Origin of the sequence: Lelliottia sp. 7254-16, assembly GCF_002922995.1 — a bacterium.
GTDB lineage: Bacteria > Pseudomonadota > Gammaproteobacteria > Enterobacterales > Enterobacteriaceae > Enterobacter > Enterobacter jeotgali.
Genome location: NZ_PQVS01000003.1, coordinates 84,089 through 99,082, shown reverse-complemented (window position 1 = coordinate 99,082; position 14,994 = coordinate 84,089). Strand labels below are relative to the sequence as shown.

Below are 14,994 nucleotides of genomic sequence, written 5' to 3'. Positions count from 1 at the left end.
AATGCCAACCGTTTGCGACAAAAAGCGTGCGCCTTTTCAAAAGTCGCCATTTTTTACTTCAGCCATAAAAAAAACAGGACCGAAGTCCTGTTTTCTAGGCATTTAGCAGAGAGGGCTGCTTATTAGAACTGGTAAACGATACCCACTGCTGCCTGGTCGTCAGTCGCCAGACCAGCAGATTCAGAGTAAGAGTTGTCGTCCAGCAGGTTGAATTTGTACGCAGCGTACACGTTCATGTTTTTGTTGAAGTAGTACCAGGTACCCACTTCGATGTATTTAACCAGGTCAGCATCGCCACCGTTGAAGGTGCCACGTGCTTTCAGGTCTTTACCTTTGGACTGAACGTAGCCCAGGGATGGACGCAGACCGAAGTCGAACTGGTACTGAACAACCGCTTCGATGTTCTGAGTTTTGTTCGCGAAGTTGTTGTCAGCTTCACGAGTCATGTTTGTGGTTTCAGCGTACTGAACAGCTGCATACACGTTGTTTGCATCGTATTTAGCAGCAGTTGACCATGCTTCAGCACGATCGCCGCCTGCGCTTGCCCAATCAGCAGAGGTGCCAGCTGCAACCTGCTCGTTGGTACGGTCAGCAGTTTCATAACCCGCTGCCAGACCGAAGCCTTCGCCGAAATCATATTGTACAGAAGAGCTGAAGCCGTCGCCGTTACCTTTAGCGCCGTTACCGCCACGACCGATGTTGATCAGCTGGCCGTTGTCATTGTAGGTCGCTGCGATCGCATTGCTGCGGTCGTTTTTACCCTGGTACTGCAAGGCGATAGCCAGGCCATCAACCAGACCGAAGAAGTTGCTGTTACGGTAGGTCAGCAAGCCAGATGCACGGCCGTTCATGAAGTTGTCGGTAGCAACCCAAGAGTCACCACCCCACTCAACCAGCATATCGGTATAAGCCGCAGCATCGTAGATTGCGCCGTAGTTACGACCGTAATCCAGGGAACCTGCGTCACCGAAGTTCAGGCCAGCGAATGCCAGACGGGTTTTAGTACCCTGTGAACCTTCAGCGTTGGAAGCATCCATGTTGTATTCCCAGTGACCATAACCAGTGATCTGGTCGTTGATCTGGGTTTCACCTTTGAAGCCGATACGGGCATAGGTGGTGTCTTCGTTGCTGGTGTCACCGTTGGTGGTCCAAATGTGTTCGCCTACAGCTTTACCGTAGAAGTCCAGTTTGTTGCCGTTTTTGTTATAGATTTCTGCAGCGTTTGCTGCACCGGCTACCAGCAGAGCAGGGATAACCACTGCCAGAATATTGCGCTTCATCATTATTTATTACCCTCATTGGTTTTTTTATGACACTCGCCACTGCCGTCAATAAATTCTGTCAATAAATATTTCCGGAACTATTGATGAGAGTTTGGTGTCTTTATGTATCTGACAGGCATCTTTCCATTCATATAACCGTTTCGCTAGCCTGAAAGTGCTACAAAGATAAAGATTGAGTAACAAAAAGAAATAATGTGTAACTAAATGTGAAATATTGGGAACTTTGTGAAGCACCTCAAATTTCAGAACTGATTGCTGAATTAAACGGCTAACCCATTCCTATATATATGAATTGCTTATGTTTAATTTTGATAAAGGCACTTCATATCAACAGATGTTAAACAACGCGTTTTTTCTTATTGTATACATTGGCCATCTGGAAGGCCGACATTGTGTCTGTTTTTTGTGCTAAAGCATTTCAGTAGCATTAGACGCAATAAGAATGCGGTTTATTTTTTGTTCGTAGATGTTTCGTGGAAATAAAACGTAACAGGTGGAATATTTGGCGGGGTTGCAATTGGAAGTTACTGACTTTCGGCTGACATAAATTGACAGTGCAGAATAAAATAACGGCCAGCAGTTGCTGGCCGTTATTAATAGTTGCGTTTAGAAACTGGCGTTGCGTGGCGTACGTGGGAACGGAATGACATCACGCACGTTCTGCACGCCGGTAACGTAGGCAATCAGACGCTCGAAGCCCAGACCAAAACCGGAGTGTGGCACGGTGCCATAACGGCGCAGGTCGCGGTACCAGCTGTAATCGGCTGGATTCAGGCCCATCTCTTCCATACGGGCGTCGAGCACGTCCAGGCGCTCTTCACGCTGGGAACCACCGATAATTTCACCGATGCCAGGGGCGAGAACATCCATTGCAGCAACGGTTTTACCGTCTTCGTTAAGGCGCATGTAGAAGGCCTTAATGTCTTTCGGATAGTTTTTCACGACCACCGGTGCTTTGAAGTGTTTCTCAGCCAGGTAGCGCTCATGCTCGGAAGACAAATCCACACCCCAGTAAACCGGGTTCTCGAATTTCTCTCCGCATTTTTCGAGGATTGCCACCGCATCGGTGTAATCCACCTGTGCGAAGTCTGTAGAGACGAAGCGCTCCAGACGGGCGACCGCATCGCTGTCAACGCGCTCAGCGAAGAATTTCATGTCGTCAGGACGTTCTTCCAGAACCGCTTTGAACACATACTTCAGCATGGCTTCAGCCAGACCCGCTACATCATTCAGATCGGCAAACGCCACTTCAGGCTCCAGCATCCAGAATTCCGCCAGGTGGCGGCTGGTGTTGGAGTTTTCAGCACGGAAGGTGGGGCCGAAGGTGTAGATTTTGGACAGGGCACAAGCGTACGTCTCGCCATTCAGCTGGCCAGATACGGTCAGGAATGCTTCTTTACCGAAGAAGTCCTGGTCGAAATCAACTTTGCCTTCTGGCGTGCGCGGTAAGTTTTCCAGATCCAGCGTCGAAACACGGAACATCTCGCCAGCACCTTCGGTATCGGATGCGGTAATCAGCGGGGTAGATACCCAGAAGTAGCCCTGCTCGTGGAAGAAACGGTGCAGCGCCTGAGCCAGCGTATGACGTACGCGAGCAACTGCGCCGATCATGTTGGTACGCGGGCGCAGGTGAGCCACTTCACGCAGATACTCGATGCTGTGACGTTTTGCCGCCATCGGATAGGTATCCGGATCTTCAACCCAGCCGGTAACTTCTACTGATGTTGCCTGCAGCTCAAAGCTCTGGCCCTGTCCTGGAGACGCAACGACAGTACCGGTCACGATAACGGAACAACCGGTGGTCAGGCGCAGAACTTCGTCATTGTAATTGGGCAGAGAATTATTAATTACGGCCTGTACAGGATCAAAGCAGGAACCGTCATAGACGGCGAGGAAGGAGATGCCAGCTTTAGAATCTCGGCGAGTACGCACCCATCCGCGCACGGTGACTTCTTGGTCAACGGCGACGCGGCCCTGGAGTACGTCGGCTACAGGCACAACGCTCATAATATTCTCTCTGTTAATAGTCGGAAAAAATAGATATTTGTCCGCCCTTATAGGGGGGATATCTATGTTACCTGGCATCCGCCATCAGACAAGCAGATTTCGCAGAGAAAAGAGAAGAAATTAGAAAAAAATGAGACAGGGGGCCGGAAAGCCCCCGTGGAGAGGATTAACTGGCTTTCTTAATCTGTGGCAGATCGAAGGCTTTACGCAGTGCACGCACGAAGGCTTTGTCATGACAGATGGTTTTGCCGGGACTGTCAGAAAGCTTCGCCACCGGCTTGCCGTTACATTCCACCAGTTTAATCACGATATTCAGCGGTTTTACCTGGGGGATATCGCAGGTCAGGCGTGTGCCAATACCAAAGCTCAGGTTAACGCGGGAAGAGAACTGGCGATAAAGATCGACCGCTTTTGAGAGATCTAAATTATCGGAGAAAACCAGCACTTTAGTGAGCGGATCAATGCCCAGCTTTTGATAGTGAGCGATGGCTTTTTCACCCCATTCAACCGGGTCACCGGAATCATGGCGCAGGCCTTGATAGCGGTCGGCAAATTCCGGGCCGAAGTCACGCAGGAAAGCGTCCATCGTAATACAGTCCGTAAGGGCAATACCCAGCTGATCCGGATATTCTTCAAGCCAGGCGGCGAGCGCGGCACGCTGGCTGGTGGCGAGATCGGGGCTGATTTGCTGGTGCGCCTGGAACCATTCGTGGGCCTGGGTGCCCATCGGCGTCAGGTTGCGACGACGCGCTAAATCGTAGTTACTGGTGCCGACAAACCACGGCTCCTGCTGCAAACGTTCAACGATGGCCTGCTGCACTTCGCGAGAGAAACGACGGCGGGTACCGAAATCCATAAGACGAAAACGGGACATATCCACCGATTCCGTCATCCGATTGAAATCAACCAGCTTGCTTTCGAGCGATTCCAGCGCCTGCTCAACGCCCACTTCTGGTGAACGGTAGCGGTGCACAATCTCGCTGATCACCGCCAGCAGTGGCACTTCCCACATGATCACTTCCCGCCACGGCCCGGAAAGGCGAATGTGCAGTCGACCATTATTATTGGTGACGGTGACCTGTTCGGGGTTGTAGCGGAAATCGCGCAGCCAGTCTAAATAGTCGGCTTTAAAGAAGGGGAGGCCAGAGAGCCACTGGTATTCGTCGTCCTGCAGAGTCAGATGCTGCATGGCATCGACCTGTTCACGGATCGTATCAGCGTAAATACCGAGCAAGTCATCACCACGGCAGCGGAATTCAGCCGCTACTTGCACATCATAGTAATGGTGAAAAACGGCTTGCTGCATATGCAGTTTATACGCATCGGTATCCAGCAGTGTATGCAGAACAGGGGAAGCGAATTGAGTCATAGGTGCGCAGTAGCATCCTCTCACGGGAGCGTTTAGTACAATAAACAACTATTGAAACCGCTGGAGTATACCTTGTTTAGCGATTTATTGAACCCCGATCACAACATAAGCTGCCGTTATGGTCGAGTGCATTTTGTGCCTCGTGTTATACAAATGTAGCAAAAATGGGTTTTCTCCCTGAAAAGATGAACATTCTGCGTAGCGCGTTTTGCGCAACAGGAATAGACTGGATTCGTTATTCGACAAACGATGCATAAGGTTTTCTATGACACAACAGCCACAAGCCAAATACCGCCACGACTACCGTGCGCCGGAATACCTGATTAGCGATATCGATCTGACTTTTGACCTGGATGCCACCAAAACCGTTGTTACGGCCATAAGCCAGGTCACACGCCAAAGTGCGACGGCTGTACCGCTGCGCCTCGACGGTGAAGACCTGACGCTGGTCTCCGTGCACGTGAACGACGAAGCGTGGACCGACTATAAAGAAGAAGAGGGTCAGCTGGTCATTAACAATCTGCCAGAGCGTTTCTCCCTGCGCATCTTGACCGAAATCAGCCCTGCGTCCAATACGGCGCTGGAAGGCCTGTATCAATCAGGCGTGGCGCTTTGCACTCAGTGCGAAGCCGAAGGTTTCCGCCATATTACCTGGTATCTGGACCGTCCTGACGTTCTGGCGCGTTTCACCACCAAAATCATTGCCGATAAAAAACTTTATCCGTACCTGCTCTCCAACGGTAACCGCGTCGGGCAAGGCGAGCTGGAAAACGGTCGTCACTGGACCCAATGGCAAGATCCATTCCCAAAACCGTGCTATCTGTTTGCGTTGGTGGCGGGTGATTTCGACGTTCTGCGCGATACTTTCAAAACCCGTTCCGGTCGCGACGTAGCGCTGGAGCTGTTTGTCGATCGCGGCAACCTCGACCGCGCGCCGTGGGCGATGACGTCGCTCATTAACTCCATGAAGTGGGACGAAGAGCGTTTTGGCCTGGAATACGATCTCGACATCTATATGATCGTTGCCGTCGACTTCTTTAATATGGGCGCGATGGAGAACAAAGGCCTGAACGTCTTTAACTCCAAATACGTGCTGGCGCGTACTGATACCGCCACCGATAAAGATTATCTCGATATCGAACGCGTCATCGGCCACGAATACTTCCACAACTGGACCGGCAACCGCGTGACCTGCCGCGACTGGTTCCAGTTGAGCCTGAAAGAAGGCCTGACCGTGTTCCGTGACCAGGAGTTCAGTTCCGATTTGGGTTCACGCGCGGTCAATCGCATCAGCAACGTGCGCACCATGCGTGGCCTGCAGTTCGCTGAAGACGCCAGCCCGATGGCGCACCCGATTCGCCCGGACAAAGTGATTGAGATGAACAACTTCTACACCCTGACGGTGTACGAGAAAGGTTCTGAAATCATTCGCATGATCCACACTCTGCTCGGCGAAGAGAACTTCCAGAAAGGAATGCAGCTCTATTTCGAACGTCACGACGGCAGCGCCGCCACCTGCGACGATTTCGTTCAGGCGATGGAAGACGCGTCCAACGTCGATCTGTCCCATTTCCGCCGCTGGTACAGCCAGGCCGGGACGCCGATTGTCACCGTGAAAGATGACTACAATCCAGAAACCGAGCAATACACCCTGACCATCAGCCAGCGCACGCCGCCAACCGCCGAGCAGGAAGAGAAACACCCGCTGCACATTCCGTTCAGCATCGAGCTGTATGACAACGAAGGTAAAGTGATTCCGCTGCAGAAGGGCGGTCATCCGGTGCATCACGTGCTGAATGTGACCCAGGCGGAGCAAACCTTTATCTTTGATAATGTCTACTTCCAGCCGGTTCCGGCGCTGCTGTGCGAATTCTCTGCCCCGGTGAAACTAGAATATAAGTGGAGCGACCAGCAGCTTACTTTCCTGATGCGTCATGCGCGCAACGATTTCTCTCGCTGGGATGCCGCGCAGAGCCTGCTCGCAACCTATATCAAACTGAACGTGAACCGTCATCAGCAGGGTCAGCCGCTGTCGCTGCCTGTGCACGTGGCCGATGCGTTCCGCGCGATCCTTTTGGATGAGAAAATCGATCCGGCGCTGGCCGCAGAGATTCTGACCCTGCCATCCGCAAACGAAATCGCCGAGCTGTTCGAGGTTATCGATCCGATCGCGATTACCGCTGTGCGTGAAGCTCTGACCCGTACGCTGGCGACTGAGCTGGCCGACGAGTTCCTGGCAATTTACAACGCCAACAAGCTCGACCAATACCGTGTGGAACACGCAGATATCGGCAAGCGTTCTCTGCGTAATACCTGTCTGCGCTATCTGGCCTTCGGTGACGCGGAACTGGCAAATACGCTGGTCAGCAAGCAGTATCACGACGCCGATAACATGACCGACGCATTGGCAGCTCTGGCGGCAAGCGTGGCGGCTGAGTTGCCTTGCCGCGATACGCTGATGCAAGAGTACGATGACAAGTGGCATCAGGATGGTCTGGTTATGGATAAGTGGTTTATTCTGCAATCCACCAGCCCGTCAGCAGATGTTCTTAGCACTGTGCGCAGCCTGCTGAAGCACCGCTCTTTCACCATGAGCAATCCGAACCGCGTGCGTTCTCTGATTGGCGCGTTTGCCAGCAGCAACCCGGCTGCTTTCCATGCAGAAGATGGCAGTGGTTATCAGTTTATGGTGGAAATGCTGACCGAGCTGAACAGCCGCAACCCGCAGGTGGCGTCACGTCTGATTGAGCCGCTGATTCGTTTGAAACGCTATGACGCGCCGCGTCAGGCGAAAATGCGCGCCGCGCTGGAGCAGTTGAAAGGGCTGGAAAATCTGTCGGGCGATCTGTTCGAGAAGATCAGTAAGGCGCTGGCCTGATAGAAGCGCCCGGTGGCGCTTCGGGGTAAATGCAAAACGGCAACGCGAGTTGCCGTTTTTTATGTTTTCTCCCTCTCCCGTGGGAGAGGGTTGGGGTGAGGGCATCAGGCATTAGCTGAAGCCGCCGCCCGGCTTTTTTCTATCCGTGACGCCGGACCTGCACTTCGGTCGCCCCACGCTTCATCACTCTTTCCAGCACTTCCGCTTCCAGCTCCGCCAGCCGTGCCGATCCTTTACGCCGTGGGCGCGGAATATCCACCGCCACATCCAGCCCGATTTTGCCCTCTTCAATGAGTAACACCCGGTCGGCCATTGCTACGGCTTCGCTCACGTCATGCGTCACCAGCAGCACCGTAAAGCCATGCTCCTGCCAAAGCGACTCGATCAGATCCTGCATTTCGATACGCGTCAGGGCATCCAGCGCCCCAAGCGGTTCATCCAGCAATAGCAGACCGGGACGATGGATTAACGCCCGCGCCAGCGCCACACGCTGTTTTTGACCGCCGGAGAGGGCGGCTGGCCACTCGCCCGCACGGTTTTCCAGCCCGACGGCGCTCAGCGCCTGACGGGCGCTATCCCGCCAGCTGCCTTTCAGCCCCAGCCCGACGTTATCGATTACCGTTTTCCACGGCAGCAGGCGCGCATCCTGAAACATCATCCGGGTATCGTCCTGAATATCGGCCAGCGGCGTATTGCCCGCCAGCAGTTCACCACCGTTTGGCGCTTCCAGCCCGGCCAGCAGCCGCAGCAGGGTACTTTTCCCGCCGCCGCTGCGCCCGACTACGGCAACGAATTGTCCGGCGGGAATATGCAAATCTAAGGCATTCAGGATGGTGTTATCGCCATAGCGTTTATTGACGCCGTTAAGCAGGAGCGGCGTGCCCTGGTTTAAACGAGCCGTAGTCATGCGTTCGCCTCCTTCGTGGAATAGGCCGGATTCCAGCGCAGCCAGCTACGCTCCAGCCACTGGGCGCTGATGTCGGCGAGTTTGCCGAGCAGGGCGTAAAGGATGATGGCAACCACCACCACGTCGGTTTGCAGAAATTCACGGGCGTTCATCGCCAGATAGCCGATGCCGGAGTTCGCCGAAATGGTTTCTGCGACGATAAGCGTTAGCCACATCAGGCCGAGCGCAAACCGCACCCCGACCATGATCGACGGCAGCGCGCCCGGCAGGATCACATGAATAAACAGCGAAAAGCCGGATAAACCGTAGCTGCGCGCCATCTCGACCAGCCCGCGATCGATGTTGCGAATGCCGTGCCAGGTGTTGATGTAAATCGGGAATAGGGTGCCGAGTGCGACGAGGAAAATTTTGGCGCTCTCATCGATGCCAAACCACAAAATCACCAGCGGGATCAGCGCCAGATGCGGCACATTACGCAGCATCTGGATTGACGTATCCAGCAAACGCTCGCCCCAGCGGGACAGGCCACTGATAAGGCCCAGCGTCAGGCCAATCGAGCCGCCGATGGAAAAACCAATCAGCGCGCGCCAGGAGCTGATCGCCAGGTGTTGCCACAGCTCACCGCTGGAACTGAGTGACCAGAACGCTTCCACCACGCCCTCCGGAGAGGGCAGAATACGGCTCGACAACCATCCCACGGAGGAGGCGAGTTGCCAGACAATCACGATGCCGACGGGCAGAAACCAGGGGGCCAGCCTCAGCAGCCATTTTGGGGATGGGTTCGCCATACGGACCTCGTTAGCTCTGCGCGACTTTTCGCGGGATAAACTCATTCGCCACGGCTTCGCCCTGAAGCTGGAACGGGCGCGGCTGTGGAATTTCGGGGATCGAGACATCCAGATGCGGGAACAGCAGTTCGCCGACTTTGTATGCCTCTTCCAGGTGTGGATAGCCGGACAAAATAAAACTGTCGATACCGAGATCCGCATATTCGTTAATTCGTGCCGCGACCGTTGGGCCATCGCCTACCAACGCTGTACCCGCTCCGCCACGAACCAGCCCTACACCCGCCCACAGGTTCGGGCTGATTTCGAGATTCTCCCGCTTGCCGTTATGAAGAGAAGCCATCCGGTGCTGCCCTACGGAATCGGTTTTCGCCAGTGCGGCCTGCGCTTTGGCGATGGTCTCATCGTCAAGGTGCGAAATCAGACGATCGGCGGCCTGCCAGGCTTCCGCATTGGTTTCCCGCACGATGACGTGCAGACGAATGCCGAAACGCACTTTGCGCCCATGCTCGGCGGCTTTGGCGCGAACTTGCTCAATTTTCTCTTTCACCAGCTCCGGCGGTTCGCCCCAGGTCAGATACAGATCAACCTGTTCGGCGGCCAGATCCTGCGCCACATCCGATGAGCCACCAAAGTAGAGCGGGGGACGTGGCTGCTGGACCGGCGCAAACAGCAGCTTCGCATCGCGCACGTGAATATGTTTGCCCTCGTAAGTGACGGTTTCACCCTCCAGCAAACGTCTCCAGACGCGGGTAAATTCTGCTGATGCTTCGTAGCGTTCCGTATGATCGAGAAACACCCCGTCACCCGCAAGTTCCTGCGGGTCGCTGCCGGTGACAAGGTTAAACAGAGCGCGGCCATTGGAAAGCCGGTCAAGCGTTGCGGCCTGACGGGCAGCGACGGTAGGTGAAACGACGCTCGGGCGCAGGGCGACCAAAAACTTCAGCCGCTGTGTGACTGGAATCATCGATGCCGCGACCAGCCATGCATCTTCGCAGGAACGTCCTGTCGGGATTAGCACACCGGTAAAGCCGATTCTGTCCGCTGCCTGCGCAATTTGCTGCAAGTAGCCGTAGTCCACTGGGCGGGCGCCCTCTTCGGTTCCAAGATAATGCCCGTCACCGTGGGTCGGTAAAAACCAGAATAGATTCAGACTCATGATTTCGATCCTTCTTTGTCAGAGGGTTGCCAGATGCGGTCGCGAATATCGATTTTTTTCGGCACGAGATGGTTCTCGTAGAAAAGATCCGCGGTCTGCTGTTGCAGGACGGCGGTTTTGGCGTCGACGGGTTTGATCACTGTCGTCGGGCGATGATCCAGATAGCTGGCGATCACCGGCTCTGGCAGACCCATCGTTTTGGCGAGCAGGGCGATGCTTTCCTGACGCTGGCTCTGAGTGAGCGCATCTGCCTCGCTAAAGGTATTCAGCACGCCCTGAACAAATTCACCGTTCTTTTCGGCATAAGGGCGAGCGGCAAGATAGAAAGAACCGGTCTGTTTCAGCGTTTCGCCATCTTTCAGCACCCGAACGCCACCCTGCAGTAACGCGGCGGAGTAATACGGGTCCCAGATTGCCCAGGCATCCACATTATTTTGCTGGAACGCTGCGCGGGCATCCGCCGGGGTTAAATAGATGGGTTGAATATCGTTGAACGACAGGCCCGCCTGTTGAAGCGCGCGCAGCAGTAAATTGTGCGAACTGGAACCTTTCTGGAACGCGACTTTATGGCCTTTTAGATCAGCGACGGTTTTTATCGGGCTGTTCTCAGGCACCAGAATCACTTCCGCTTTCGGCTTCGGTGGCTCTACGCCAACGTAGACCAAATCAGCGCCAGCGGCCTGGGCAAAAATCGGCGGAATATCGCCGGTACTGCCTAAATCAATGCTGCCGACGTTCAACGCCTCCAGCATCTGCGGTCCGGCAGGGAACTCGACCCAAGAGAATTTAGTGTCCGGGTAGCGCTTTTCCAGCAGCTGATGACTTTTCGCCAGCACCATACTGACGCTGCCTTTTTGGTAGCCAATACGCAGGCTTTCCGGCGCAGGTTCCGCCGCCTGTGCCAGAGCAGAAACGGCGATCAGAGCGGTGATAAGAGCTTTAAACATGAGCGACTCCTTTCAGACGGCCAAAGGCGGGGACGGGAGCATCACGACGATGCAATGCCTGCCAGAAGGTTTCTAGCGCGCTATCAAGGCGCAGGTGTAAATTCGGCGTGAACTGCGGTTTATGCTGGTAATCGACAACCTGAGAATCATCGGCAAATACGCCGTGAAGGATCTCTTGCGCCTTCAGCGCGTTCAGCACTGGCTTAAGGGCGTAATCTACCGCCAGCATGTGTGCGACGGTGCCGCCGGTCGCCAGAGGGAGAACCACTTTCCCTTCGAGCGCACGTTCAGGCAGTAAATCGAGAAGCGTTTTCAGCGCACCGGAAAAAGAGGCTTTATAGACAGGTGTCGCCACAATCAAGCCATCAGCCCCTTTAAGCTGTTCGATTAACGCCTGAAGCGCCGGGCTATCAAAGCGCGCATAAAGCAGATCTTCAGGCTCGAAGTTGTGCAAATTCCAGTGACATACCTCAACACCCAGTGAATTGAGCTGTTCGCGGGCATATTCCAGTAAAGCGCTAGAGCGTGAAGGGAAACGCGGACTTCCGGCCAACGTGATGACGCGCATGCTTTCTCCTTATAACTATTTGTTTGCTTTTATCTAACATTCATAACAATTTTCACGAGTGTGACATTGCAGGGGTATTCCACTAAATGATTTATCTGAAATTAAAATGCCGAAAATTGCATAAGAAAGAAGCAGAAAGGGAAACGATTGCGCTTTACGATGATTTTTTGCCGCAGGTCAATTCCCTTTCACGGCGCGATCGCAGATAATCCGTGTCCGGTTTGCACACCGGAATCCAGGAGAGTTCATGTACTACCCCTTCGTTCGTAAAGCCCTTTTTCAGCTCGATCCCGAGCGCGCTCATGAATTGACATTCCAGCAGTTACGCCGCATTACAGGAACGCCTCTTGAAGCGCTGGTGCGCCAGAAAGTGCAGGAAAAACCTGTTCAGTGCATGGGCCTGACGTTTAAGAACCCGCTGGGTCTGGCAGCTGGCCTCGACAAGAATGGCGAGTGCATTGACGCGCTTGGCGCGATGGGGTTTGGCTCCATTGAAGTCGGCACCGTGACGCCGCGTCCGCAGGACGGTAACGACAAACCGCGTCTGTTCCGTTTGGTGGAAGCCGAAGGTTTGATCAACCGTATGGGCTTTAATAACCACGGTGTTGATCATCTGGTGGAGAACGTTAAAAAATCCCATTTTGACGGCGTGCTGGGTATTAATATCGGCAAAAATAAAGATACGCCGGTAGAGCAGGGCAAAGATGACTATCTGATTTGTATGGAAAAAGTCTATGCTTACGCCGGTTATATTGCGATTAACATCTCTTCGCCAAATACCCCAGGCCTGCGCACGCTGCAATATGGTGAAGCACTGGACGATCTGTTAAGTGCGATTAAAAATAAACAGAATGAGCTTCAGGCGACTCACCATAAATATGTTCCGATCGCGGTTAAGATCGCGCCGGATCTTTCGGTTGAAGAATTGATCCAGGTCGCCGACAGTTTAGTTCGCCATAATATTGATGGTGTTATTGCGACCAATACCACACTCGATCGTTCCCTGGTCCAGGGAATGAAAAACTGCGACGAAATGGGTGGGTTAAGTGGCCGTCCGGTACAATTAAAAAGCACCGAAATTATTCGCGCGTTATCGGCGGAATTAAATGGCCGCTTACCAATCATCGGGGTGGGTGGGATCGACTCGGTCATCGCTGCCCGCGAGAAGATGGCGGCAGGCGCTTCACTGGTGCAAATCTATTCCGGCTTTATTTTTAAAGGCCCACAATTGATTAAAGAAATCGTTAATCATATCTAATCTTTTCTCCTTATCAGACAACCAGGGCTTTATTTATAGCCCTGGTTGTTTTATATTCCGTCTTTGTTGCTTATTTAGACATTATGGTCTTTTATTATTGATGTTATAAACGAAGCGATAATTCGGACATTTTAAGAACAGGACGTTGTGGGGAAGGAGAGGAAAATGCGAATAAAACCTGACGATAACTGGCGCTGGTATTTTTGCGATGAGCACGATCGAATGATGCTCGATTTAGCCAATGGCATGTTATTCCGTTCTCGTTTCGCGCGTCGAATGCTGACCCCGGACGCGTTTGCGCCGTCAGGCTTTTGTGTTGACGATGCGGCGCTCTTTTTCTCTTTCGAAGAGAAATGTCGCGATCTGATCCTCTCTAAAGAGCAGCGCGCCGAGCTGGTGCTGAATGCGCTGGTGGCGATCCGCTTCCTTAAACCGCAGATGCCGAAAAGCTGGCACTTTCTCGCTCACGGCCAGTCCTGGTCGCCAATCACTGGCGATGCGGCTTGCGTCAATCTGAGTGATACCTCGGAAGAGGTGAGTTTGCTGGTGGTCGAGCCGGGTGAAAATGCCGCGCTGTGCCTGCTGGCGCAACCCGGCGTGGTCATTGCCGGGCGCACAATGCAGTTGGGTGATGCGATTAAAGTGATGAACGATCGGCTTAAACCGCAACTGCGTATGGATTCGTTCAGTCTCGAACAGGCCGTTTAAAGCTCGAGCTGCAAAGACGTTTTCGGTATGCAGCTACAGCACAGAATGGTTCCGTCATCGCTAATCGCTGATTTCTTCAATGCCGTCACCTCGCCATCGATCAGGGTGATACGACAGCTTCCGCAGATCCCCGCACGACACGAATAAGGCACGCGGATCCCCGCTTGTTCCAGCTGTTCCAGCAATACCTGCTGATTATTTCCCGGCAGCGTTTTGCCTTGCCACTGAAGTGTCACCGTTGTGACTGGCTGCAGTTCCACTTCTGCCTCTTCTTCGTTAACACCTGTGCCATACACACGGCCTGGTCCTGTCGATAAAATTTCAATTTCATCACCCACGCGAATCACGCCGCTGCTGCGGGGGATCAGGTTCTGACCGAAATCGACGTCGCCGTTATCCTGCGCGGTGCGGAAAGATTGCAGCGTTTTCAGCGGCTCACCGGAAGGATGTTTCTGTCCTTTCTCTGGGCTGATTGTGGTGAAAATGCAACGGCTGCACGGTTTCACCACATCAAAGATCACGTTACCAATGCGAATAACCTTCCAGGTGTCCTCTTCCCACGCCTGTGCGCCAGTCACCACCAGGTTCGGGCGGAACTGCTCCATTTGTACACTGGCGGAACAGCGGTTTTGCAGATCGCGCAGGGAGGCTTCATTAGTCAGCAGGTAAGGAAAACCGTCGGCAAAGGAGAGGGGAACGGCTTCGAAGCGCTTCACACGACGCGTCGGTTCTGGGCCGACCCAGCGCAGTTGCACCGGGCGAGAAAAGAAGCCTGTCAGCCAGGTGTTAATTTCATCGGGCGCGACGCGGGCGGTAAAATGATTGCCCCAGACTTCGGTCGGCGCGTCTACAGGGGCGAAATCGCTAAAGCGCGCGATCGCGCTGGAACCGTCTGGTGCGGTAAGGTGTAAGCCATCGTGCAGCGGAGCCGGAATAAAACGGACCATCTGCGGAAACTGGCGGGCGGTGATAAAGGTGCCGTCCGGTTCGGTGATCATAAAAATGCGATCAAAGGCAAAGCCGCTGACGTCAGCAAGCGCGTGGGTCAGGCCAATACCGCGCATGGATTTGACCGGATGAATAAAAAGCCTGGATAACGTCGCCACTTCGCACTCCCACAAATGA

Annotated in this window: 12 protein-coding genes; 3 read left to right on the top strand and 9 right to left on the bottom strand. The window is 53.7% G+C overall.

Annotated features, from left to right (window positions below; genetic code table 11):
• Positions 1-122 precede the first annotated feature (122 nt).
• From C3708_RS05380 to pncB, 3 genes are all read right to left on the bottom strand, one after another.
• Entirely contained in the window at positions 123-1,280 is a 1,158-nt protein-coding gene (locus C3708_RS05380; protein WP_165790622.1) for a porin, read from the bottom strand.
• A gap of 609 nt (positions 1,281-1,889) precedes the next feature.
• Complete coding sequence (gene asnS, locus C3708_RS05370) at positions 1,890-3,290, bottom strand: asparagine--tRNA ligase (RefSeq protein WP_095281459.1); 1,401 nt, start codon at positions 3,288-3,290, stop codon at positions 1,890-1,892.
• A 166-nt stretch (positions 3,291-3,456) separates the two neighbouring features.
• Positions 3,457-4,659 carry a nicotinate phosphoribosyltransferase gene (gene pncB / locus C3708_RS05365; RefSeq protein ID WP_095281460.1) on the bottom strand — a complete coding sequence of 401 codons (1,203 nt, stop codon included), beginning with the start codon at positions 4,657-4,659 and terminating at the stop codon, positions 3,457-3,459.
• Positions 4,660-4,924: 265 nt separating this feature from the next.
• On the opposite strand from pncB, the gene pepN reads away from it, so the two are divergent.
• A complete protein-coding gene (gene pepN, locus C3708_RS05360) occupies positions 4,925-7,537 on the top strand; it encodes an aminopeptidase N (RefSeq protein ID WP_103948707.1) in 2,613 nt (870 codons plus the stop codon).
• A 139-nt stretch (positions 7,538-7,676) separates the two neighbouring features.
• On the opposite strand, the gene ssuB is transcribed toward pepN, so the two are convergent.
• From ssuB to ssuE, 5 genes are read right to left on the bottom strand one after another with little or no spacing between them, the layout of a single operon-like run.
• Entirely contained in the window at positions 7,677-8,444 is a 768-nt protein-coding gene (gene ssuB / locus C3708_RS05355) for an aliphatic sulfonates ABC transporter ATP-binding protein (protein WP_103948706.1), read from the bottom strand.
• The gene (gene ssuC, locus C3708_RS05350; protein WP_095281463.1) at positions 8,441-9,232 is read right to left on the bottom strand and encodes an aliphatic sulfonate ABC transporter permease SsuC; all 792 of its coding nucleotides are present in this window, start codon (positions 9,230-9,232) and stop codon (positions 8,441-8,443) included. The genes ssuB and ssuC overlap by 4 nt, the downstream gene beginning before the upstream one ends.
• A gap of 10 nt (positions 9,233-9,242) precedes the next feature.
• The gene (gene ssuD, locus C3708_RS05345) at positions 9,243-10,388 is read right to left on the bottom strand and encodes an FMNH2-dependent alkanesulfonate monooxygenase (protein WP_103948705.1); all 1,146 of its coding nucleotides are present in this window, start codon (positions 10,386-10,388) and stop codon (positions 9,243-9,245) included.
• Positions 10,385-11,335, bottom strand: coding sequence for a sulfonate ABC transporter substrate-binding protein (locus C3708_RS05340; RefSeq protein ID WP_103948704.1), 951 nt, complete (start codon positions 11,333-11,335; stop codon positions 10,385-10,387). Before C3708_RS05340 ends, ssuD begins: the two co-directional genes overlap by 4 nt.
• A complete protein-coding gene (gene ssuE, locus C3708_RS05335; protein WP_095281466.1) occupies positions 11,328-11,903 on the bottom strand; it encodes an NADPH-dependent FMN reductase in 576 nt (191 codons plus the stop codon). Before ssuE ends, C3708_RS05340 begins: the two co-directional genes overlap by 8 nt.
• 247 nt (positions 11,904-12,150) lie before the next feature.
• Between ssuE and pyrD the strand changes: the two genes are divergently transcribed.
• Together pyrD and zapC are read left to right on the top strand one after the other, a co-directional pair.
• Complete coding sequence (gene pyrD / locus C3708_RS05330; RefSeq protein ID WP_095281467.1) at positions 12,151-13,161, top strand: quinone-dependent dihydroorotate dehydrogenase; 1,011 nt, start codon at positions 12,151-12,153, stop codon at positions 13,159-13,161.
• 165 nt (positions 13,162-13,326) lie between these two features.
• Complete coding sequence (gene zapC, locus C3708_RS05325) at positions 13,327-13,869, top strand: cell division protein ZapC (protein WP_095281468.1); 543 nt, start codon at positions 13,327-13,329, stop codon at positions 13,867-13,869.
• On the opposite strand, the gene C3708_RS05320 is transcribed toward zapC, so the two are convergent.
• Positions 13,866-14,975, bottom strand: coding sequence for a YcbX family protein (locus tag C3708_RS05320; protein WP_103948703.1), 1,110 nt, complete (start codon positions 14,973-14,975; stop codon positions 13,866-13,868). The genes zapC and C3708_RS05320 overlap by 4 nt on opposite strands.
• Positions 14,976-14,994 lie beyond the last annotated feature (19 nt).